This is a genomic window from Pseudomonas sp. R3.Fl, from assembly GCF_023516765.1.
GTDB classification, from domain to species: Bacteria; Pseudomonadota; Gammaproteobacteria; order Pseudomonadales; family Pseudomonadaceae; genus Pseudomonas; species Pseudomonas citronellolis.
On sequence record NZ_JAMGSO010000001.1, the window covers coordinates 2737576 to 2758917 of the forward strand.

General features: G+C 64.6%; 19 protein-coding genes and 1 pseudogene. 2 read left to right on the forward strand and 18 right to left on the reverse strand.

The window, feature by feature from the left end:
* The 14 genes from M8R19_RS11870 to M8R19_RS11935 all read right to left on the reverse strand — a co-directional run bounded on the left by M8R19_RS11870 (nucleotide 1) and on the right by M8R19_RS11935 (nucleotide 12992).
* The gene (locus tag M8R19_RS11870; protein ID WP_064987593.1) at nucleotides 1-732 is read right to left on the reverse strand and encodes a fimbrial biogenesis chaperone; all 732 of its coding nucleotides are present in this window, start codon (nucleotides 730-732) and stop codon (nucleotides 1-3) included.
* Nucleotides 733-781: 49 nt separating this feature from the next.
* A complete protein-coding gene (locus M8R19_RS11875) occupies nucleotides 782-1324 on the reverse strand; it encodes a fimbrial protein (RefSeq protein WP_249917886.1) in 543 nt (180 codons plus the stop codon).
* A gap of 394 nt (nucleotides 1325-1718) precedes the next feature.
* A complete protein-coding gene (gene lipA, locus M8R19_RS11880; protein ID WP_074981957.1) occupies nucleotides 1719-2702 on the reverse strand; it encodes a lipoyl synthase in 984 nt (327 codons plus the stop codon).
* Nucleotides 2699-3361, reverse strand: a complete 663-nt coding sequence (gene lipB, locus M8R19_RS11885; protein WP_249917887.1) for a lipoyl(octanoyl) transferase LipB — start codon at nucleotides 3359-3361, stop codon at nucleotides 2699-2701. The genes lipA and lipB overlap by 4 nt, the downstream gene beginning before the upstream one ends.
* The gene (locus M8R19_RS11890) at nucleotides 3361-3651 is read right to left on the reverse strand and encodes a DUF493 domain-containing protein (protein ID WP_249917888.1); all 291 of its coding nucleotides are present in this window, start codon (nucleotides 3649-3651) and stop codon (nucleotides 3361-3363) included. Before M8R19_RS11890 ends, lipB begins: the two co-directional genes overlap by 1 nt.
* A gap of 196 nt (nucleotides 3652-3847) precedes the next feature.
* On the reverse strand, nucleotides 3848-5008 hold the full coding sequence (locus M8R19_RS11895; protein ID WP_249917889.1) for a D-alanyl-D-alanine carboxypeptidase family protein: 1161 nt from the start codon (nucleotides 5006-5008) through the stop codon (nucleotides 3848-3850).
* 89 nt (nucleotides 5009-5097) lie between these two features.
* A complete protein-coding gene (locus tag M8R19_RS11900; RefSeq protein WP_061560640.1) occupies nucleotides 5098-6129 on the reverse strand; it encodes a septal ring lytic transglycosylase RlpA family protein in 1032 nt (343 codons plus the stop codon).
* Nucleotides 6126-7148: a lytic murein transglycosylase B gene (gene mltB, locus M8R19_RS11905; protein WP_249917890.1), complete on the reverse strand. Its 1023-nt coding sequence runs from the start codon at nucleotides 7146-7148 to the stop codon at nucleotides 6126-6128. The genes M8R19_RS11900 and mltB overlap by 4 nt, the downstream gene beginning before the upstream one ends.
* 21 nt (nucleotides 7149-7169) lie before the next feature.
* Entirely contained in the window at nucleotides 7170-8273 is a 1104-nt protein-coding gene (gene rodA, locus M8R19_RS11910; RefSeq protein WP_099049098.1) for a rod shape-determining protein RodA, read from the reverse strand.
* A gap of 50 nt (nucleotides 8274-8323) precedes the next feature.
* Complete coding sequence (mrdA, locus tag M8R19_RS11915; protein WP_249917891.1) at nucleotides 8324-10210, reverse strand: penicillin-binding protein 2; 1887 nt, start codon at nucleotides 10208-10210, stop codon at nucleotides 8324-8326.
* A 15-nt stretch (nucleotides 10211-10225) separates the two neighbouring features.
* The gene (rlmH, locus tag M8R19_RS11920) at nucleotides 10226-10693 is read right to left on the reverse strand and encodes a 23S rRNA (pseudouridine(1915)-N(3))-methyltransferase RlmH (RefSeq protein WP_009617293.1); all 468 of its coding nucleotides are present in this window, start codon (nucleotides 10691-10693) and stop codon (nucleotides 10226-10228) included.
* A 6-nt stretch (nucleotides 10694-10699) separates the two neighbouring features.
* Entirely contained in the window at nucleotides 10700-11053 is a 354-nt protein-coding gene (gene rsfS / locus M8R19_RS11925) for a ribosome silencing factor (RefSeq protein WP_009617292.1), read from the reverse strand.
* 11 nt (nucleotides 11054-11064) lie between these two features.
* Entirely contained in the window at nucleotides 11065-11727 is a 663-nt protein-coding gene (gene nadD / locus M8R19_RS11930; protein WP_249917892.1) for a nicotinate-nucleotide adenylyltransferase, read from the reverse strand.
* A complete protein-coding gene (locus M8R19_RS11935) occupies nucleotides 11727-12992 on the reverse strand; it encodes a glutamate-5-semialdehyde dehydrogenase (protein ID WP_249917893.1) in 1266 nt (421 codons plus the stop codon). Before M8R19_RS11935 ends, nadD begins: the two co-directional genes overlap by 1 nt.
* 318 nt (nucleotides 12993-13310) lie before the next feature.
* Between M8R19_RS11935 and M8R19_RS11940 the strand changes: the two genes are divergently transcribed.
* A complete protein-coding gene (locus M8R19_RS11940) occupies nucleotides 13311-14537 on the forward strand; it encodes an alpha/beta fold hydrolase (RefSeq protein WP_249917894.1) in 1227 nt (408 codons plus the stop codon).
* A gap of 444 nt (nucleotides 14538-14981) precedes the next feature.
* On the opposite strand, the gene M8R19_RS11945 is transcribed toward M8R19_RS11940, so the two are convergent.
* The gene (locus M8R19_RS11945; RefSeq protein WP_249917895.1) at nucleotides 14982-15398 is read right to left on the reverse strand and encodes a hypothetical protein; all 417 of its coding nucleotides are present in this window, start codon (nucleotides 15396-15398) and stop codon (nucleotides 14982-14984) included.
* Nucleotides 15399-15485: 87 nt separating this feature from the next.
* Here M8R19_RS11945 and M8R19_RS11950 point away from each other — a divergent pair.
* Nucleotides 15486-15590, forward strand: a pseudogene (locus tag M8R19_RS11950) (hypothetical protein); the annotation flags it as partial.
* A gap of 854 nt (nucleotides 15591-16444) precedes the next feature.
* Here the strand turns inward: M8R19_RS11950 and M8R19_RS11955 are convergent.
* From M8R19_RS11955 to M8R19_RS11965, 3 genes are read right to left on the reverse strand one after another with little or no spacing between them, the layout of a single operon-like run.
* Nucleotides 16445-16735 (reverse strand): hypothetical protein, encoded by a 291-nt coding sequence (locus M8R19_RS11955; RefSeq protein ID WP_249917896.1) that lies wholly within the window; start codon nucleotides 16733-16735, stop codon nucleotides 16445-16447.
* The gene (locus tag M8R19_RS11960) at nucleotides 16732-19518 is read right to left on the reverse strand and encodes an RHS repeat-associated core domain-containing protein (protein WP_249917897.1); all 2787 of its coding nucleotides are present in this window, start codon (nucleotides 19516-19518) and stop codon (nucleotides 16732-16734) included. The genes M8R19_RS11955 and M8R19_RS11960 overlap by 4 nt, the downstream gene beginning before the upstream one ends.
* 15 nt (nucleotides 19519-19533) lie before the next feature.
* Nucleotides 19534-21024: a DUF6531 domain-containing protein gene (locus M8R19_RS11965; RefSeq protein WP_249917898.1), complete on the reverse strand. Its 1491-nt coding sequence runs from the start codon at nucleotides 21022-21024 to the stop codon at nucleotides 19534-19536.
* Nucleotides 21025-21342 lie beyond the last annotated feature (318 nt).

The following is a 21342-nucleotide window of genomic DNA, read 5'->3' on the forward strand; positions in this document are numbered from 1 at the left end:
TCACGGCAGCTTGACCTTGTCGTCGGTGGCGACGCCGTAGTCGCTCATCCAGCTGTACTCCAGGGTGCCGCCGGCGGCCTTCAGGGTGGCGGGCAGGGCGAAGTCCTCGTGGGAGAACGGCTTGAGCATGCCCGGGCCGAGATCGTGGCCGCGCCCGCCCTGCTTCAGCCCCAGGCTGGCGTAGGACACGTGGTAAGGCGTGGGATTTTCCCCGCGCAGTACGCGCTTGCCCGCCTGCTCCAGCACCTGCCAGCGCACCTTGCGCACCGCCTCCGCGGCGCTGCCGGGCAGGCCCGAGGGGCGGTAGAAGAGCTTCAGCCGCGAACGCACGGCGATCTGCATGTAGCTGCGCTCGCTGGCGTCCGGCAGCGGCGGGATCTCCAGGGCGTTGAACCAGAACAGCGACTCGCGGTCGTCCGGCAGCGTCTCGCCGCTGAAGGCCACGCGCACCGACTGGCCCTTGGCGGGGTCGAGGCGGAAGATCGGCGGGGTGATGACGAAGGGCGCGTCGGCATCCTGGGGTTGCGTCTGGATGTCGCCTTCGTCGACCCAGATCTGCATCAGCGCCGGGACCTTGCCGTCGTTGCTCAGGCGGACGGTGATTTCCCGCTCGCCGGCGGGGTAGACCAGGCGGGTGCCCTGGACGGTGACGGCGGCCCAGGCGGAAGTGCTCAGGCACGCGGCAAAGGCGAGCCCTGCCGTCATTGCGACAGCACGAATCAGCATGCTCATGGAAACCTCGGTGGATGCCCCGGGAGTCGCCTCCCGGGGGAAGCGGGACTTACTGGTAGCTCATGGTGTACTGCAGGTTGGTCTTCAGTACGCCAGGGGTGGTGGTGGCACTGCTCGCGGCATACTTGGCAACGAACCCCAGGGAAGCCTTGCCGTCGGCACCGGACTCCACCTGGTAGCCGCCGGAACTGGAGACGTCGCTCAGGTCGATCTTGGTGGTGCCGTCGGCGCGGAACAGGGCGACCTGCGCATTGGTGCCGCCGTTCGCGGAAGGGATGGTGTTGTTCAGGTTGCCGGTGGCGGGGTCGACGTTGCCGCCGGTGGCGAACACCGCGGCGACCATGGCATTGGCGTCGCAACCGGTGGTGTTGAGGGTGAAGGTCTGCGAACCGGCAACGGTCCCTGCGCCCTGCAGGAGGTCGGCGTTCACCGGCTGCAGGGTGACGAGCTGGCTGGCGCTGGAAGGCTCGAGGGTGCAGGTCTTGGCGTTGACCAGGCCCTCGAAGGTCAGGGTACCGTCGGCAGCCGTTGCCGCACCGGACAAGCCGGCCACGGAAAGACACGCCAGGGCGGCGATTAGCTTCTTGCTCATTTGTTCGAACTCCAGGTCGATACGGCGTCAGGCAGCGCTTGGCTGGCACTGACTCGTTGGTTGTCAGGGCGTCTTCAAAGGCCCGGACAAATGGTCGAACAAACTCGGAAATGAATTAAGGTAAGGGAACCCCCAAAAAACGTAGGAAACGCCCTATACGCCCAATCGAACTTTTCCCCTATACAGTCAGGGAAAGGCGCCTTCAGCCCCACTTATTTCCTGGCAATGTGCCACTACTCCCGTAAGCCATATCTGTGACCGGCCGCACAGAGGCCCGGAGCAAGCGCGGTTCGTGGGTATGGAGCGGAGGGGAAAGAGAGGTGCCGCAGGGAGGGGAAAATTCGCAGGATGAACGGCCGGCCCCTTGCGGGCCGGCCGGGGTATCGGGCGCCGGTCAGCCGATCTTGCCGCCGTGGGCCTGCTGGTCGGCGTGGTACGAGGAGCGCACCAGCGGGCCGGAAGCGACGTTCTTGAAGCCCATCTTCGCGCCTTCCTCGGCGAACCAGGCGAAGGTGTCCGGATGGACGAAGCGCTGCACCGGCAGGTGGTTGCGCGAGGGCTGCAGGTACTGGCCGAGGGTGAGCATGTCGATCTCGTGCTCGCGCATGCGCTGCATGACCTCGATGACCTCGTCGTCGGTCTCGCCCAGGCCGAGCATCAGGCCGGACTTGGTCGGCACGTGGGGCACCAGTTGCTTGAACTTCTGCAGCAGGTCCAGCGACCACTCGAAGTCCGAACCCGGGCGCGAGGACTTGTACAGCCGCGGCACGGTTTCCAGGTTGTGGTTGAACACGTCCGGCGGCTCGGCGGCGGTGATTTCCAGGGCGATGTCCATGCGTCCGCGGTAGTCCGGGACCAGGGTTTCCAACTGGATGCCGGGGGACAGCTTGCGGATCTCGCGCAGGCAGTCGGCGAAGTGCTGGGCGCCGCCGTCGCGCAGGTCGTCGCGGTCCACCGAGGTGATCACCACGTACTTCAGGCGCAGGTCGGCGATGGCGATGGCCAGGTTGGTCGGCTCGTCCACGTCCAGCGGCTTCGGCCGGCCGTGGCCGACGTCGCAGAACGGGCAGCGGCGGGTGCAGATGTCGCCCATGATCATGAAGGTGGCGGTGCCGCCGGAGAAGCACTCGCCCAGGTTCGGGCAGGAGGCCTCTTCGCACACGCTGTGCAGCTTGTGCTTGCGCAGCAGCTGCTTGATGCGGTCCACCTCGGGCGAGACCGGGATGCGCACGCGGATCCAGTCGGGTTTCTTCGGCAGTTCCTCGGTGGGGATGATCTTCACCGGAATGCGCGCCACCTTCTCGGCGCCGCGCAGTTTCACGCCGACTTCCACCTTGCCCGGCTTGCCTTGGCCCGGGGTCTCCACAACAGTGCTCATCTCAGTTCGATCCCGCCCGTTAGGGTCTTCTGTTCAGCGTAGCCAAGACGCTCGGTGAGTTCGCCGCGCAGGCGTTCGCGCACCTCGGCCAGGGTGATGGGGCCGGCCAGCTCGCGCAGCTGGGTCATGGCCATGCCTGCGTAGCCGCAGGGATTGATACGACGGAAAGGCTCCAGGTCCATGTCGACGTTCAGCGCCAGGCCATGGAAGGACCGGCCGTTGCGGATGCGCAGGCCGAGGGAGGCGATCTTCGCGCCGTCCACGTAGACGCCCGGGGCGTCGGGTTTGGACACGGCGCTGACGCCGAAGCCCTCGAGCAGGCCGATCAGGCTCTGTTCGATGCGCGTGACCAGCTCGCGCACGCCCAGGTGCGAGCGGCGCACGTCGAGCAGCAGGTAGGCCACCAGTTGGCCGGGGCCGTGGTAGGTCACCTGGCCGCCGCGGTCCACCTTGACCACCGGGATGTCGCCGGGCATCAGCACGTGTTCGGCCTTGCCGGCCTGGCCCTGGGTGAATACCCGCTGGTGCTCCAGCAGCCAGACTTCGTCGGGCGTGCCCTCGTCACGCTCGGCGGTGAAGCGCTGCATGGCGTGCCAGGTCGGCTCGTAGGGCAGCACGCCGAGTTCGCGGAAGCCCAGGGAAGGACCGGCCTCGGGCATCACAGCACCATGTGCACGCGGCCGCTGGCGCGCAGATCGCTATGGATGTTCTGCAGCTGGTCGACGCCGGTGGCGGTGATCAGCACCTGCACCGAGAGGAAGCGACCGTTGCGGCTGTCGCGGGTCACCAGGGTGGCGACGTCCAGGTCCGGCGCGTGGCGCTGGATGATCTCCACGATCAGGTCGGCGAAGCCGTCGCCGGCGTCACCGATCACCTTGATCGGGTAGCGTTCGCAGGGGAACTCGATCTTGGGCGCGGGAGGAGTGCTGGTATCAGTGGTTTCAGTCATGGCTGTCGCGGGCGGGTAGCCCGCCTCCGTACGAAGCTCCCTGGTCGGGAGGTTCCGGATGGATCGGACCTGACGGCTGCCGACGCCACGGGGGAGGTCGATCAGGCGCAGGCGCGCATTTTACCTGAGTCGGGCGCGCGCATGCGTAGAAATTCCCGGGCTTGTATACAAAAGTACGAGCCCGGGGGACCGTCGGTCAGTTGAACAGGCCGTAGAAGAACAGGCGGATGCTATCCCACAGGCGGCGGAAGATACCCCCCTCCTCCACGGCGTTCAGAGCCACCAGATCGGAGGTGCGCACGACCTTGTCGCCCAGCTTCACTTCCACCTTGCCGATCACCTGGCCCTGCTGGATCGGGGCCATCAGTTGCGGCTGCAGCACCATGTTGGCCTGCAGCTGCTTGAGCTGGCCGCGCGGCACGGTCATGGTCAGGTCTTCGGACAGGCCGGCCTTGACCTCGTGCTCGGAGCCCTTCCAGACCATGGCCTTGGTCAGCTCGGCGCCCTTCTTGTAGAAGGTCTGCGATTCGAAGAAGCGGAAGCCGTAGGTCAGCAGCTTCTGCGTCTCGGCGGCGCGGGCCTGCTCGCTGTTGGTGCCGAACACCACGGCGATCATGCGCTGGCCGTCACGCACGGCGGAGGCCACCAGGCAGTAGCCGGCTTCCTCGGTGTGGCCGGTCTTCAGGCCGTCGACGGTCTTGTCGCGCCACAGCAGCAGGTTGCGGTTGGGCTGCTTGATGTTGTTCCAGAGGAATTCCTTCTGGGCGTAGATGGCGTAGTGGGTCGGCTCGCCGTAGATGATGGCGCGGGCCAGGGTCGCCATGTCGCGGGCCGAGGAGTAGTGCTCCGGGTTCGGCAGGCCGGTGGCGTCCATGAAGTGGGAGTTGCTCATGCCCAGCTTCTGCGCGGTGTTGTTCATCATGTCGGCGAAGGCGTCCTCGCTGCCGGCGATGTGCTCGGCGAGGGCGACGGAGGCGTCGTTGCCCGACTGGATGATGATGCCGTGCAGCAGGTCGCTGACCGACACCTGCGAGCCCAACTTGATGAACATGCGCGAGCCGCCGGTGCGCCAGGCGTGCTCGCTGACGGTGACCTGGTCGCTCTCGGCGATGCGCCCGCCCTCGATCTCCTTGGTGGCGATGTAGGCGGTCATCAGCTTGGTCAGGCTGGCCGGGGGCAGGCGCTCGTCGGCGTTGTTCTCCACCAGGACCTGGCCGCTGGCGCCGTCCATCAGCACCCAGGCCTTGGCCGCCAGTTGCGGCGCGGCGGGGACAACGGATTCAGCCGCCCAGCCGGCCACGGGGGCGCTGAGCAACACGAGCATGGACAGGCGTTTGGCGATGGTGATGATATTCATCCGTCTCTCTGGGTTCACTAATGGTCAAACAATCCCTTGGGGGAATTCCCGGGCGGCCTCTGGCGTGCCGCTTCATCGGTGCGCCGCGTTCAGTCCGGGCGCACCAGCTTGGGTTGGCCGAGGTTGGCCAGGCGGATGCTGTCCTGCATCCGCGCCGCTTCATCCTGCGTTCCGATCGGCCCCAGGCGTACCCGGTGCAGGGTCTGCTTGTTGACCACGACCGAGCTGATAAAGACCTGGGCCGAGGTCATGCCGCTGATCTTGTCCCTGAGCAGTTCCGCAGCGTCCGGGTTGGCGAAGGCACCCACCTGGAGATACAGGCCAGCGGCTGGTAATGAAGCGTTTTTTTTTGAGTCGACCTGCACCGGCGCCACGGGCGCGGCGTGCTGCGCCGGCGGTGGGGTGTAGACCTCGATCGGCTGGGCCATGGCCACCGCCTGCGGCTGTGCGCCGGCCGCCGGGGCGCTCTGCACCGGCGCCATCTTCGGCTGCGCCAGGACCATCGGCACCGGGCGCCCCTGGGCGGCCCACCAGCGCTGCGGGTCGATGCCCTCGACCTTGACCCGCGCGGTGCCGGTCTCGGCATAGCCGAGCTTCTTGGCCGCGGCGAAGGACAGGTCGATGACGCGGTCGGAATAGAACGGGCCGCGGTCGTTGACGCGGACGATGACGCTCTTGCCATTGTCCAGGTTGGTCACCCGCACGTAGCTGGGCAGCGGCAGCGTCTTGTGCGCCGCGGTCATGCCGTAGAGGTCGTACATCTCGCCGTTGGCGGTGGCCTGGCCGTGGAACTTGGTGCCGTACCAGGACGCCGTGCCGGTCACGCTGTAGGCGCGCGCGTCGTTCAGCGGGTAATAGGTCTTGCCCAGCACGGTGTAGGGGTTGTTCTTGAACGGGCCGTTGTGCGGCATCGGCACGGCATCGGGGATGCGCGACACGTCGACGTCCCACCAGGGGGCGCCGTCGCGGTGCGGCCGGTTGTAGTCCATCGGCCCGGAAAGGCCGCCGCTTTTCGCCGGTTGCGGAGCCCGGGAGCTGGTGCAGCTGGCGAGCAGCACGGCGCTCAGGCCGAAGCACGCCGCCGCCGACCAGAAGCCCGGTCGCTTCAGTCGCTGGTTCACTGGACACCTCGCGCCCGGACGATCTCGCCGGCCAGCTGATGGACCGCCATGGCGTACATGGCGCTGCGGTTGTAGCGGGTGATCACGTAGAAGTTGGGCAGCCCGACCCAGTATTCGGGGCCGTCGGCGCCTTCGAAGCGGATGGCGGTGACCTTGAGGTCGTCGCGCAGCACGTCATGGGTGCGCCAGCCCGCGGCGCGCAGCTGGCCGAGGTTCATCTGCGGCTCCAGGCCCTGGGTGATGGCGTCCTGGGCGCTGTCCATGCTCAGCTCGGCCTGCGATACCACGGGCTCGCCGGCCTGCCAGCCGTGCTGCTTGAAGTAGCTGGCGACGCTGCCGATGGCGTCGGTCGGATCGGTCCAGATGTTGATGTGGCCGTCGCCGTCGAAGTCCACGGCGTAGGCGCGGAAGCTGCTGGGCATGAACTGCGGCAGGCCCATGGCGCCGGCGTAGGAGCCGTTCAGGCCGAGCGGGTCGACCTGCTGCTCGCGGGCCAGCAGGAGGAACTGCTTGAGCTCCTTGCGGAAGAAGTCGGCGCGCGGCGGGTAGTCGAAGGCCAGGGTGGACAGCGCGTCCATCACCCGGTAGTTGCCGGTGTTGCGGCCGAAGAAGGTCTCGACGCCGATGATCGCCACTATGTACTGGGCCGGCACGCCGTAGTCCTTTTCCGCGCGGGCCAGGGCCTCGGCGTTCTGGTTCCAGAACTCCACGCCGCGCTTGATGCGCGCGTCGGTGAGGAAGATCGGCCGGTAGTCCTTCCACGGCTTGACGCGCTCGGCGGGCCGGGAAATGGCGTCGAGGATCGACTGCTTGCGTTCGACGTCCTGGAACAGCGAAAGCAGCTGCTCGTCGGCGAAGCCGTAGTCGCGGGTCATCTCGCCGACGAACTGGGCGACCTGGGGCGAGCCGTCGTAGTCGCCCGCCTGGGCGGCGCCGCCGAAGCCGATGGCCCCTGCCAGCCCCACCCAATGGACACCCCTGACTGCCCACTCGCGCAGTATCTGCATTCCTTTCTTCACTCTGGTCTCAACGTTTCTTCTTCAAACCTGGGCGATCCATTTCCGGTGCGTATGAATCGACATCAAAACCCCGAACCCTGACATCAGCGTCACCAGCGAAGTTCCGCCGTAGCTGATGAAGGGAAGCGGAACCCCCACGACCGGCAGCAACCCGCTGACCATACCAATGTTGACGAACACGTACACGAAGAAGGTCATGGTGATGCTGCCGGCCAGCAGCTTGCCATACAGCGTCTGCGCCTGCGCGGTGATCACCAGCCCGCGGTAGATCACCATCAGGTACAGGGCCAGCAGCAGGCATACCCCCACCAGGCCGAACTCTTCGCCGAGCACGGCAATGATAAAGTCCGTATGGCTTTCCGGCAAAAAATCCAGGTGCGACTGGGTGCCCAGCAGCCAGCCCTTGCCGAATACGCCGCCGGAACCGATGGCCGCTTTTGACTGGATGATGTTCCAGCCGGTGCCCAGCGGATCGCTTTCCGGGTCGAGGAAGGTCAGCACGCGCTGCTTCTGGTAATCGTGCATGACGAAGAACCACATGGCCACCGCCACCGGCACCGCCGCGGTCACCGCGCCGAGGATCCAGCGCCACTGCAGGCCGCCGACGAACAGCACGAAGGCGCCGGAGGCCAGCACCAGCATGGCGGTGCCCAGGTCCGGCTGCTTGAGGATCAGCACGAAGGGCACGCCGATCAGCGCCAGGCTGATCGCCAGGTGCTTGAGATTCGGCGGCAGGTTGCGCTTGGACATGTACCAGGCCAGCGTCATGGGCATGAACAGCTTCATGAACTCGGCGGGCTGGAAGCGGATCACCCCGGGGATGTTGATCCAGCGCGTGGCGCCCATGGCGTTGTGGCCCATGACGTCCACCACCACCAGCAGCAGCACCCCGATCAGGTAGCCCAGCGGCACCCAGCGGGCCAGGAAGCGCGGCTCGATCTGGGCGATGACGAACATCATCACCAGGCCCAGGCCGAAGGACGAGGCCTGCTTGAGCAGCAGGTCCCAGCTCTTGCCGCTGGCCGAGTAGAGGACGAACAGGCCGGCCGCGCCCAGCACCAGCAACAGCAGCAGCAGCAGGCCGTCGATGTGCAGCCGCTGCAGCAGGCTGGCGCGCCGCTTCATCACGTCCTCGTTGGACAGCGTGCGGTCGAAGTTGGGGTTCATGTTCATGCTCATGGCTTCGGCGCCTCCGCCACCTGTGGCGCGAATTCGGGCTTGAGCTTGCCGCTCTCGTCCAGCAGCCAGGCATCCATCACCTGCTTGAGCACGGGCGCGGCGACGCCGGAGCCGGACTCGCCGTTCTCCACCATCACCGCCACCGCGATCTGCGGGTTGTCCGCCGGGGCGAAACCGATGAACAGCGCGTGGTCGCGGTTGCGCTCGTTGAGCTTGGAACGGTCGTAGCGCTCGTTCTGCTTGATCGCCACCACCTGCGCGGTACCGGACTTGCCGGCGATGCGGTAGACCGAGGCGGCGCCGACCTTGTGCGCGGTACCGCGGGCATTGTGCACCACTTGCTGCATGTCGGAGTCGATCAGTTCCCAGTTGCCCGGCTCGCGCAGGTCGATGTCGGGCATCGGCTCGGGGTCGACCGGCGGCTGGCCGTCGACGGTCCTGGCCAGGTGCGGGCGGAGCCACTTGCCGTGGTTGGCGATCAGCGCGGTCATCTGCGCCAGCTGCAGCGGCGTGGACTGCATGTAGCCCTGACCGATGCCGAGGATCAGCGTCTCGCCGGGGAACCAGACCTGGCGGCGGGTGGCGCGCTTCCACTCGCGCGAGGGCATCAGCCCCGGAGACTCGCCGTACATGTCCAGGGACACGCGCTGGCCGAAGCCGAAGCGGCTCATGTAGTCGTGCAGCCTGTCGATGCCGAGCTTGTGGGCGAGGTCGTAGAAGTAGGTGTCGTTGGAGCGCATGATCGCCGTCTCCAGGTTCACCCAGCCCTCGCCGGAACGGTTCCAGTTGCGGTACTTGTGGTCGTAGTTGGGCAGCTGGTAGTAGCCGGGGTCGAAGACCCGCGAGCTGGGCGTGACCACTCCTGCATCCAGGCCGGCCAGGGCCACCGCCGGCTTCACCGTCGAGCCCGGCGGGTACAGGCCGCGTAGCACGCGGTTGTACAGCGGGCGGTCGATGGAGTCGCGCAGCGCCGAGTAGTCCTTGAAGCTGATGCCGGTGACGAACAGGTTGGGGTCGTAGCTCGGCTGGCTGACCATCGCCAGCACCTCGCCGGTGGACGGCTGGATCGCCACGATAGCGCCGCGGCGCCCGCCCAGGGCCTCCTCGGCCTTGGCCTGCAGCTTGCTGTCGATGCTCAGGACGATGTCCTTGCCCGGCACCGGGTCGGTGCGCTTGAGCACGCGCAGCACGCGGCCACGGGCGTTGGTCTCGACCTCCTCGTAGCCCACGGTGCCGTGCAGCTCGGCCTCGTAGAACTTCTCCACGCCGGTCTTGCCGATGTGGTGGGTGCCGGAATAGTTGACCGGGTCGAGCACCTTCAGCTCGGCCTCGTTGATCCGCCCGACGTAGCCCACCGAATGGGCGAAGTGCTCGCCCAGCGGGTAGTGACGGACGAACTGCGCGGTGACGTCGATGCCCGGCAGGCGGTACTGGTTCACGGCGATGCGGGCGATCTGCTCCTCGGACAGCTCGAACATGATCGGCACCGGCTCGAACGGCCGCCGGCCCTGCTTCATGCGCTTCTCGAAGATCGCCTTGTCCTCCTCGGTCAGGCCGAGGATCTCCACCAGCGCCTGCAGCTCCTGCTGCAGGTTCTCGGTGCGCTCGCGGGTGACCGTGAGGCTGAAACTGGGGCGGTTGTCGGCGATCAGCACGCCGTTGCGGTCGTAGATCAGGCCGCGGTTCGGCGGGATCGGCTGGACGTGGACGCGGTTGTTCTCCGACAGCGTCGAGTGGTACTCGTACTGGGTGACCTGCAGGTGGTACATGCGCGCCACCAGCACCAGGGCCAGGAGGAAGATCGCCACCGCGCCGACGACGACCCGGCGACGCACCAGGCGGGCGTCCTTCTCGTGGTCCTTGAGTTGTATCGGCTGCGGCATCGGGTACGGCTACGACTACTTGTGGTAGGGGTGCCCGGACAGCACCGTCCAGGCGCGGTAGATCTGCTCGCCCACCAGGATGCGCACCAGCGGGTGCGGCAACGTCAGCGGCGACAGCGACCAGCGCTGCTCGCTGCGCGCACAGACCTCCGGCGCCAGCCCTTCCGGGCCGCCGACCATGAGGTTGACGGTGCGCGCGTCCAGGCGCCAGCGGTCCAGTTCGGCGGCCAGCTGCGGGGTGCTCCAGGGCTTGCCTTCGACTTCCAGGGTCACCACCCGTTCACCGGGCTGCACCTTGGCCAGCATGGCTTCGCCCTCCTGGCGGATCAGCCGGGCCACGTCGGCGTTCTTGCCGCGCGTGTTCAGCGGGATCTCCACCAGTTCCAGGGACAGCTCCGAGGGCAGGCGCTTGACGTACTCCTGCCAGCCCTCCTCGACCCAGCGCGGCATGCGCGAGCCGACCGCGATCAGACGCAGGCGCAAGGGCGCTTACTCGCCGCTGTGATGGGCGCGGCTCTGTTCGGCGCCGAGCCAGAGGCGCTCCAGGTCGTAGAACTGGCGGGTGGCCGGCTGCATGACGTGGACCACGACGTTGCCCAGGTCGATCAGCACCCACTCGCCGCCTTCCTGGCCTTCGCTGCCGATGGGCTTGACGCCCTGTTCCTTGACCTTCTCCAGGACGTTGTCGGCCAGCGACTTGACCTGGCGGCTGGAGGAGCCGGAGGCGATGACCATGACGTCGGTGATGCTGGTCTTGTCGCGCACGTCGAGGACGGTGATGTCCTGCGCTTTCATGTCTTCCAGAGCGGCGACGGCCAGCTCGACCAGTTGTTCGGTTTGCATTGAATGACTCTCTAGTTTGCCAGGGACGCGCGGTACAGCCCGTGCGCCTCGATGTAGTTCAATACCGCGTCCGGCACCAGGAAGCGCGGCGAGCGCCCCTGCGCCAGCAGGGCGCGGATCTGGGTGGCCGACACCGCCAGGGGCGTCTGCCAGATGAAAGTGACCTGCCCGGCCGGCCCGGCGAGGGCGTTGGGGTCGGCCATGCTACGCGCCGCCAGCAGATCGCGCAGGGCTTCCGGCGCCTCCACGTCGGCATCCGGGCGCTGCAGCACCAGCACGTGGCAGTGCTGCAGCAGTTCGTCCCAGCGGTGCCAGGTGGGCAGGCCGCAGAAAGCGTCCCAGCCGACCATAAGGAACAGTTGCGCCTCGCTCCCCAGCTCCGCGCGCAGCGATTCCAGGGTGTCGATGGTGTAGGACGGCTTGTCGCGGGCCAGCTCGCGGGCATCCACCGTCAGGGGCGCGACGCCGGCCACCGCCAGCTCGACCATGGCCAGGCGCTGCTGCGCCGAGACCTGCGGCGTCTCGCGGTGCGGCGGGCGCGCCGCCGGCAGCAGGCGCAGCTCGTCCAGGCCCAGCAGCTCGGCGGTTTCCAGCGCACTGCGCAGGTGCCCGATGTGCACCGGATCGAAGGTGCCGCCGAAGAGGCCGATCCGCCGCGCTTGCCGTTTACTCATCAGGTGCGCACGTGCCCGTCGCCGAAGACCACGTACTTCTCGCTGGTCAGGCCTTCCAGGCCGACCGGGCCGCGGGCGTGCAGCTTGTCGGTGGAGATGCCGATCTCCGCCCCCAGGCCGTACTCAAAGCCGTCGGCGAAGCGCGTCGAGGCGTTGACCATGACCGAAGCCGAGTCCACCTCGGCGAGGAAGCGCCGGGCGTTGCTGAAGTTCTCGCTGACGATGGCGTCGGTGTGCTGCGAGCCGTAGGTGTTGATGTGCTCGATGGCGCTGTCCAGGTCGTCGACGATGCGGATCGACAGGATCGGCGCGTTGTACTCGGTGCGCCAGTCTTCCTCGGTCGCCTCCAGCACGTCGCTGCCCAGCAGCGCGCGGGTGGCGGCGTCGCCGCGCAGCTCCACGCCCTTGTCGCGGTAGATGGCGGCCAGCGGCGGCAACACGCGCGGGGCGATGGCCTTGTGCACCAGCAGGGTTTCCATGGTGTTGCACGGCGCGTAGCGCTGGGTCTTGGCGTTGTCGGCGATGCGGATGGCCTTGTCGAGGTCGGCCGACTCGTCGATGAACACGTGGCAGATGCCGTCCAGATGCTTGATCACCGGCACCTTGGCCTCGCGGCTGATGCGCTCGATCAGGCCCTTGCCGCCGCGCGGGACGATCACGTCGACGTACTCGGGCATGCTGATCAGCGCGCCCACGGCGGCGCGGTCGGTGGTCTCGACCACCTGCACGGCGCTCGCCGGCAGGCCGGCCGCGGCCAGGCCTGCCTGGATGCAGCGGGCGATGGCCTGGTTGGAATGGATGGCCTCGGAGCCGCCACGCAGGATGGTGGCGTTGCCCGATTTCAGGCACAGGCTGGCGGCGTCGATGGTCACGTTCGGCCGCGACTCGTAGATGATCCCGACCACGCCCAGGGGCACGCGCATCTTGCCGATCTGGATGCCCGAGGGCACGAAGCGCATGTCGCGGATCTCGCCGATGGGGTCCGGCAGCTTGGCCACCTGGCGCAGGCCCTCGATCATGTCGTCGATGCGCGCCGGGGTCAGCGCCAGGCGGTCGAGCATGGCTGGCTCCAGGCCATTGGCCCGGCCGGCGGCCAGGTCCTGCTCGTTGGCGTGGGCGAGCTGCTCGCGGGCAGCGTCCAGGGCATCGGCGGCGGCCAGCAGGGCGGCGTTCTTCTGCGCGGTGGAGGCCCGCGCGAGCACGCGCGAGGCTTCACGGGCGGCGCGGCCCAGGCGGCTCATATAGTCGAGGACGGACTCGGTCATGGTTCGTACGCGTCTGCGTGAGGGAAATGCGCGATTATAGCGACCCCGCCTGCGCCCGCCCAGCCACAGCAGCCAGCCGGTAGACAGGGCGTCCCACCAGTGCGCCGGTAACGCCGCCGGGGCGCCGCGGGCCGCGCCCCGGCCGCGGAACGGTGACACCCGCAACAGCGCGTTGCGATTTCCCCCGCCCGAAGGTTGGGTAAACAAAAGGCCGGCCTCTGTCTACCTTGGAGCCACCCCGCCGCGCAATGCCAGCCGTTCGCCATCCGGCACGCCAGGGAAGAACAACAAGAGGCGGAACACCGCCGGAGATTCGCCATGCGCTACCGCACCGACTACAGCGCCCAGGCCCTCACCGCCGCCCCGGCGGTGCTCGAACTGGACGGCTGGCAGCTCCACTACCAGGCCTTCGCCCACCGCGCGGACGACCCGCGCCCGCCGGTGCTGCTGCTCGGCGGCGCCTTCCAGAGCTTCCGCTCCTTCGCCAGCGAAGTCAGCGAACTGCTCGCCGAGCACCCGGTGATCCTCCTCGACCTGCCCAGCCAGGGCGGCAACCTGCAACTGGCGCCGCAGCTGAGCCTGGAAGACCTGGCCGACCTGATCGCCGCCTTCGCCGAGGCGCTGCGCCTGCCGCCGCTGATGCCCATCGGCCTGTCCTACGGCTCGGCCCTGGCCGCCCTCTTCGCCGCCCGCCACCCCGGGCGCTGCGCGCGCCTGCTGCTGGCCGGCATCACCGCCTTCGGCCGCCCCGGCGCCCGCGCGCTACTGGAAGAAGCCCTGGCGCGCCTGAACCTGGGCCAGCACGAAGCCTTCGCCAACGGCGTGCTGACCGGCCTGGTCAACCCGCTGCGCCTGGCCGATACCGGCGTCTCCCCGGTGTTCCGCAAGGCCCTGCTGCGCCAGTTGCAGCGCCTGACGCCGGCGGAAGTCGAACGCTACCGGCAGAACAGCCGGCGCCTGCTGGCCTTCGGCGGTTTCGAGCGCCACCCGCAATGCCCGACCCTGGTGCTGGCCGGCGAATACGACCACTTCACCCAGCCCTGGGAGCACGCCGAATTCGCCCTCGCCTGCGCCGACGCGCAGTTCGCCCTGATCCACGACGCCGACCACCTGGCCCAGTTCGAACGCCGCGGCGCCTGCGCCCGGCTGTACACACCCTTCCTCGACGGCCAGCCACTGCCGCTCAACGCCGCCGGCAGCACGCGCTTCCAGCGCCAGCAGCTGCCGCACCTGGAACGCCGCTTCGAACCGCGCCTGGCGCCACCGCAACCCCGCGCCCTGCTGCGCCACGCCGACGGAGGGCAATGGCGCGCCGAACTGGTGGAGATCGGCTACTTCGGCGGCCTGGCCCACGCCGACCTGCCGGCCGAACTGCCGCAACGCGGCTGGCGCCTGGCCATCCCCGGCGTGGAAGAACTGGACATCCTCCCGCTACGCCGCACCACGGACGGCGTCGCCTTCATCTTCCCCCACGGCGATCCCCGCGCCAGCGCCAGCCTGGCGGAGCTGGTGGTGCCGCTGCAGCAAGGAGCCTGCGCGGCCTGATACCGGATGGCGCACGATCACGAACGGTCGTGCGTCCCTACGTATGCGCCTTAAGACAGAACGCCCCTCGCAGGGCTTCTGGGGAAACACTTCCATGCAGCAGCCGGAAGATCATAGTGCCTTGCCATGTAGCCCCAGCAAAACCTTCAACTCTAAGCCACACGCCTTCACAAAGAATTTTTAAAGAAAAAAGAGCATTTCAGCGAAACCCTTACAACATATCCAGAAAGCTCCCCGCAAAAACTCGCCCCAGAACATCGATTTAAAGCACAAGCACTACTTGCTTACAACCAACCAAAACCATGTATGCAAAAGCCCCAACCTGGAACCTCTAGATATTCATATCCCCTTACCCTCCACACCAGGACTTAAGTCGTATCCCAAACATCATGCGATGAACCATGAACGACCAACAGGCCGAGGACCGCCAACCCTTACAAAAATTCAGAAATTCTCAAATCTTACTTCAGGAGGAGAAAATGAAACAAAATTTATTTCCTCCTCATCAAGAACAAAGCAATAATGCTTTGCGCCAGACATATCTGTAACACCAAAAGTTTCCTCTTGATATCGAACAACATCCTTTGACCCCTCGACAATGTAAACCGAGCACCCGCCAGGGCATTCACGCTCAGCAGAGCGCTTCCATGTATAACTATCGTTTACCACTGAATATCCAACCAGTTCCTTTAGTTGGAATAAAAACAATATGCGCTCAGGGCTACCCAAATCACGAGCCAGAAAAATACCTAACCCTTCCGCCGAGTCAACTATTTTATCGAGATGCATAACCCGAGGAATTGAAGACTCTGCCTCCCAAGGAACCAGAGTCTCTTTCTTATTAAGGCCACCTATCGACATAACGTATTTTTATCTTTTCCTAAATTACCCCAAACAAGTGGATCCACCATTACCCATCACCTGGGTATCCCACACACTCGATACTCAAACGAATACGACCACTTCACCCAGCCCTGGGAGCACTCCGAATTCACCCTCGCCTGTGCCAACGCCCAGTTCTCCCTGATCCACGACGCCGATCACCTGGCCAGATCGAACGCTGCAGCGCCCCCAGACCAGCGCTAGCCTGGCAGCGATGGTGGTGCCGGTGCAGCAAGGGGCCTGCGCGGCGCAAGGCATATCATATGGCGAGGATTACACCGACACGACTAGACGCGTAGATTGGCTTTAATAGGATATTCGGGCACCCAGCATTTGAAGCTTAGGTACACGACCGTGGACAAGCTTCATGCTCCGTAATCAACAACCTCAAAATAGGCCATCGCACCTGTATATTCGCCAAACTGGGGAACAAGGCCAGGCGGGGTGCAAACATAGTCAAGGGACTCCAGCATCAATAAATCCCACCCATGCACCAAAAGCCATTACACCCGACCAAAAAATTAGTTGCGAAATAAAGGCCAAGACATATCTCTGCCCGGCACTTAGAGAGGTATTCACAGGTGCCAGCACCGTCATTGAGTAAAACCTTGCGCCACCTCCAATCAAGAGTAAAAGCCCCCAACCCACAAATACAATGGTTTACCTGACAACAGTAGCGCCCCCACATGGTCGTCGGAAGCAAACACAGCCCTGCTGCCAGGTTCCCCTTATAATTAATACCCCTCATATGCTATTCAAGGCTTACACATATAAGGGCTTGGCCGCATATCAGAGCAATTACCAAACTCATCATACCCTCCAAGATTATCTGTATACAACACCCCACCAATAAACACTACGCCCCAACGCATGGTCTAGTGCCCCGAAAGGTTAGTTCGTTTACCTACTTAAATGCTTTCACCCAATGATTCCGGAGTTTTTAGATTAACGAACTACCCGATCGGGACACTAGCACTCTGCTTACACATGCCCCAGCAACTAGCTATTGAGCCCCCCTCTCACGCCTAGTAGAATACCTCTTTGTGCCAGTAAGATTCCGTATTTTCGAAAAACCACCCCTTATTCTTATCAGTTAAAAACACCCTCAACTGAGTCATATCAGCGCCATACCTATAAGCAATCGCTATAATTTCGCGCAGATCGTAATCTGACACTGACTGCCCAATAGAAATATTTATTGCCTCTTCATCACCCAGAACCTCAGTAATGCATTCAATTTTTCCGAGCCAAGTGAAAAATGAATCCTCATCCATGGAAGATAAGAACTCAATTCCTCGGAAGATCAAATGTTTCATCTTTTCTTTCCTCCCGGATACCTGTTTGTATGCTTTCCAGTTCTAGGATTCTGGACATCCCAATGGGGGCCACCATGTGCAGCCCCTGTTGTACCCGGCATTGAGCCTGCTGGGCCAGTGGGGACCCATACATTTCCATCAGCATCAACCCAACCTTTTCCAGGGCCATTGGGGTTCTGCACCTTTCCATTTTTATCGCCAGTTGGCCTTTTAGGCTCGACAAATCCATCCTCAGCTGTTGGCTTCCCAGGAGCATCGGCTGCAGGAGCGATCTCCTGCGGGTAGAAGCAGCCGCCAACCGGGCAATCTGAATTGCCAAGGCTTGGTGAGTAAACCAAACAAGCCAAACCTGCCGCACTTGTGGATGCAACTGCCCTGCCAATTGATGACCAAGGAATATTCGGGAATTTAGTTATCCAGTCGGTAGGATAAGTCTCTACTGCAGCGCTTAACCCGTTTGAGTCGAAGTAATTGAGCGGATTTCCTTCTACGTATCCGTAGGTGTTCAACCCACCCTCAAGCCCAATCGGATCACTCTCCACATACCGTCCGGTCTGCGGGTCGTAATCCCTGAAGTAGTTGTAGTGCAGGCCGCTCTCGGCGTCGTAGTACTGCCCCGGGAAGCGCAGGTTCACCACGGTGTTGTCCGGGCTGCTGGGCTGGCCGTTGCCGAAGGCGTCGGATTGCCATTGCCAGGCCAGGCGCTGGTCGTCGTCGCTGGCCAGCCGCGGGGTGTCGAGGTGGTCGCTGTGCAGGTAGAGCACGCGGGGGTTGCCCGGATGGCCCTGGTCGTCATAGGCCGTGCTCAGGGTGGCCAGGGGCAGGCGGTCGAGCCACAGGTAGTACTGTTCGCGGCGGGACTGGCCATTCCGGTCGTAGGCGGCTTCGCCGAGCAGTTGGCCGTCGGGGCCGTAGAGGTAGGTGGTGAAGCCTTGCGCGGTCAGCTTGGCGATGCGCTGGCCGTGGGCGTTGTAGCGGTACTGGGCGACTTCCTGGCCGTCGATCCGCACATTTGCCAGGCGGCCCTGGGCGTCGTAGCCGAGCAGGCGGCTGGCGCGGTCCTGGAGCAGGTTGCCGGCGGCATCGCTGGTCACCGTGTGGCCATTGAGGGCGGTGAGGCGGTTGCTGTCGCTGGCGTAGCGGTAGCTGTCCTGCAGGGATTCGCCGTCAGCCAGGCGCGTGGCGCTCTTCTCGGTGCGGTTGCCCACGGCGTCGTAGCCGTAGCGGCGCTCGGCCTGGCTGCTGCGTTCCGTGGTCAGGCGGTCCAGGGGGTCGTACTGGTAGTCCAGCGTGCCCCAGAGGCTGTGGGCCAGTTGGGTGATGTTGCCGTTGGCGTCGTGCCGGTAGTCGCTCTGCCAGGGGCCGATGCGCTGGCGGACCAGTTGGTAGTCCTGGTCGTACTCGCGGGCCAGGCTGATGCCGTTGGCCCAGCTCAGGCGTTGCAGGGGGCCGAAGGGCAGATAGGCGATATCGCTGGCCAGGACGAGGGGTGCCTGACTGCCTACACCCAGGGTGACGCTGCTCACCTGGCCGCCGGCATTGCGCGGGTAGCCGAGGGTGTAGCCGGACGGATAGCCGATGCCAGCCAGGCGGTCGGCGGCGTCGTACTGGAAGCTCAGGGACTCTTCCAATACCTGGCCGTTGATGCTCAGGCTGCGCGTCTGCTGCAGCAGATTGCCGCGAGCATCGTAGCGATAGGCGAGACGGCCGCTGCCATCCTCGATGGCCGTCAGGCGGCCGATGCCGTGGTTGCCGTCGGCACTGCCGTCGTACTGGTAGCGCACATCGAAGGCCGGGGTGGCCGGGTAGCGGCGTTCGCTCAGGCGGTTCAGGGCGTCGTAGCTGAACTCCACCACCACGCCACGGGCATCGGTCTGGCGGATGACGTTACCGGCGGCGTCGTACTCGAAGTGGGTGGTGCCGCTGTCGGGGCTGATGCGCTGGGTGAGGTTGCCCAGTCCGTCATACCGGTAACCTGTCGTGACGCCGCGGGGATCGCTGACCTGGGTGAGGTTGTCCTGAGCGTCGTAAGTCAGTTGGGTGACGCCATCGAGCGCGTCGGTATGGCTGACCAGGCGATCGAGGGCGTCGAACGCCCGAGTGCTGGCGTACTGGCGCGGGTTGGTCCGGCCGGTGGGGTTGTCGTTGAGGTCGTACCGGTAGCTGTGGGTCTGGCCAGCGGCGCCGACCGCGCGCAGCAGCCGGCCGAGTTCGTCGTATACCCACTGCTGCTGGCGCACCAGGCTGCCGTTGGCGTCCTTCAGCCGCTGCGCCGTGCGGTTGCCCTGGGCGTCGACGTCGTATTCCAGGCGCTCGCCGAGGTTGTTGGCGATGGCCACCAGGCGCCGCGCGTCGTCGTAGGTGTAGGCCAGCCAACTGCCGTCGCCGCGGGTCAGGCGGGTGATCTGCCCGACCGCGTCGTACTCGAAGCGGGTGGTGCTGCCGGCGCTGCTGATGGACGCCAGGCGGGCGTCGATGCCGCTGTAGGTCAGGGTGCTGACCACGCCGTTGGCGTCGGTAAGGGTGCCGGGGTTGCCGCGCTCGTCGTGGTCGGCCAGGCGGGTGACGTGGCCCAGGGCGTTGGTCACGGCGGTGAGGTTGCCCTTGGCGTCGTAGCTGTAGCGGGTGACGTCCTGCACGTCGGTGCGCGGGCCGTCGGCGCTTTCGATCAGGCCCAGGTCGTTGTAGCTGTAGGACCAGCTGCGCTCGGCAGCTTGGATGCCCAGGCTCAAGGTGCAGGCCAGGGCGAGAGCCCCAAGCCGGAAGCTGTATGGCTTACGCATGATCGACATCCTTGTTCAGTGAGTGGAAAAGGTCTGGCTGATCTGCCGCCCTTGTTCGTCGTACTGGTAGCGGATGGTTCGTCCGGGCTCCTCCACCTGGCTAGGCAGGTAGAAGCGGGGATGCCACTGCGTGAGGATGGTGCGTTCCTGGGGCGTGCCCAGCGCTTCGCGGCGGGAGGTCTCCAGTCCGCGCTCGTTGTATTCGTAGAGGGTGACGTTGCCGTTGTTGTCCGTACGACGCGTCAACAACCCGCGCTCGTCGTAGGCGAAGGTGGAGTTGCTGGCAGGGCAGTTCGGCGAAGGCTCGCCCTCGACAGCCACGAGCTTGCGAACGCCCTGGACCACCTGGAAACGGTAGGTAGCCTTCTTGCCGTATTCGTTGGTGATCGTGGTCGAGCCGTCCCGGTTGTACGCCAGAGCGATTTTCTCGGCGCCATTGGCGTGCTCGCTGGAAATGGCGCGCCCCTGGTCGTCGTATGTCCAGCTCGCATAACGGACGCCGTTTTCATCGATGACGCCAGTCAGGAAACGGGGATACAGCTTGTTCTCATGGAGGTAGCGGCGTTCCTCGGTATTGCCCTGGCCAGATCGCTTGACGCCAACCAGGCGCCTGGTCGAGTCATAGGCATAATCCACTGTCGAGTCCGCTGCCACGAAGGACAATGGCTGATACTTCTCGTCCTGGGTGAACGTGAAGCTTTTGCCATGATCATCCGTGACCGTTATCTCCGTGGCCGAATAATCCAGCGCCACGCCTCTCCCTGATGCGTCCCGCCAGGACAACAGGCGCCCCTGCCCATCGAACGTGCCCTGCTCCTGGTCAGCCGAGGCGAACAGCCATTTTCCCGCCTCATGCTTCAAGCTGCCCAACTCATCGGCCGGAGGTGTGGCCACGTTACCGGCCAGTGCAAATTCGACTTCTCTTCCGTCCGCATGGACAAGGCGAATGCCGGTCTTTCCCATGACCAGGCGTGTCGAGAAGTTATGCCGCCAGTATCCGTCGAAGCTGTTGTACGCCCGGATGAACGTCATGAGCGGCGAAGACTTGTCGAGATAGTCGACCTCCCGCTGATACTTGTTCCCGACAGCCAGGTTGATCGGATTCCCGATACAGGCTTCCGGAGGTGGCTCCCCCTTGTTCTTCGCCTGGGTCACCTCGGGATCGTAGGTCACGGTCATGGTGTCCGATGCGGAACAACTACCCGCGCTACCGCTGACGAATAGAAAATTCTGCCCCGGCCTCAGCCTGACCGGCACACCGCGACTCTCGAGAAAGGAAACCGCAGCGGTAAATGAGCCGGAATAGCTGAAGAAGGGGACGCCATTGAGCGTGGCAGTCACCGTTCCTTGATCGCCTTCCTGGGCATTCGCTCCACCTTGGCCATAGACGGTAATACCCGGACTGCGAACCGTTGCTCCATCCCCTGGAGAGGTGAAGCTCAACGAACAGGCCTGGGCCGTGAACGACGCCATGACCGCGACTGCAAGCAGAGTGAACCTGTGCATACGCCTACCTCCATGTGCTGAATTGATCGGCCACACAGTGGTAAGTCCATCGGCCCAAGGAGCGATGTCAGACGCATGTAAAGAAGTATTTCAAGACGAAAAATCAGGCCACGCTGAACAGACAATGACCATTAGAAGGAAAACAGAAGAAAATGATTGAATTGATCTTTCACCAAGAAGGGCAACCAAGGAGAGAGAAACAATTAATTACATACGCCAGCAGCAAAGAATTTCCGCATGCACAAAAGAAAAATAAAGAACAGAACACAACCCTATACATGAGTCGCAAATATCAAAGCGAACGACGGATTTAATTTG

Excerpts from the sequence above, each read along its gene's own strand:
- M8R19_RS11870 (WP_064987593.1), bottom strand. The coding sequence starts at position 732 with ATGAGCATGCTGATTCGTGCTGTCGCAATGACGGCAGGGCTCGCCTTT.
- M8R19_RS11875 (WP_249917886.1), bottom strand. The coding sequence starts at position 1,324 with ATGAGCAAGAAGCTAATCGCCGCCCTGGCGTGTCTTTCCGTGGCCGGC.
- lipA (WP_074981957.1), bottom strand. The coding sequence starts at position 2,702 with ATGAGCACTGTTGTGGAGACCCCGGGCCAAGGCAAGCCGGGCAAGGTG.
- lipB (WP_249917887.1), bottom strand. The coding sequence starts at position 3,361 with ATGCCCGAGGCCGGTCCTTCCCTGGGCTTCCGCGAACTCGGCGTGCTG.
- M8R19_RS11890 (WP_249917888.1), bottom strand. The coding sequence starts at position 3,651 with ATGACTGAAACCACTGATACCAGCACTCCTCCCGCGCCCAAGATCGAG.
- M8R19_RS11895 (WP_249917889.1), bottom strand. The coding sequence starts at position 5,008 with ATGAATATCATCACCATCGCCAAACGCCTGTCCATGCTCGTGTTGCTC.
- rodA (WP_099049098.1), bottom strand. The coding sequence starts at position 8,273 with ATGAAGCGGCGCGCCAGCCTGCTGCAGCGGCTGCACATCGACGGCCTG.
- mrdA (WP_249917891.1), bottom strand. The coding sequence starts at position 10,210 with ATGCCGCAGCCGATACAACTCAAGGACCACGAGAAGGACGCCCGCCTG.
- rsfS (WP_009617292.1), bottom strand. The coding sequence starts at position 11,053 with ATGCAAACCGAACAACTGGTCGAGCTGGCCGTCGCCGCTCTGGAAGAC.
- nadD (WP_249917892.1), bottom strand. The coding sequence starts at position 11,727 with ATGAGTAAACGGCAAGCGCGGCGGATCGGCCTCTTCGGCGGCACCTTC.
- M8R19_RS11935 (WP_249917893.1), bottom strand. The coding sequence starts at position 12,992 with ATGACCGAGTCCGTCCTCGACTATATGAGCCGCCTGGGCCGCGCCGCC.
- M8R19_RS11940 (WP_249917894.1), top strand. The coding sequence starts at position 13,311 with ATGCGCTACCGCACCGACTACAGCGCCCAGGCCCTCACCGCCGCCCCG.
- M8R19_RS11945 (WP_249917895.1), bottom strand. The coding sequence starts at position 15,398 with ATGTCGATAGGTGGCCTTAATAAGAAAGAGACTCTGGTTCCTTGGGAG.
- M8R19_RS11955 (WP_249917896.1), bottom strand. The coding sequence starts at position 16,735 with ATGAAACATTTGATCTTCCGAGGAATTGAGTTCTTATCTTCCATGGAT.
- M8R19_RS11960 (WP_249917897.1), bottom strand. The coding sequence starts at position 19,518 with ATGCGTAAGCCATACAGCTTCCGGCTTGGGGCTCTCGCCCTGGCCTGC.
- M8R19_RS11965 (WP_249917898.1), bottom strand. The coding sequence starts at position 21,024 with ATGCACAGGTTCACTCTGCTTGCAGTCGCGGTCATGGCGTCGTTCACG.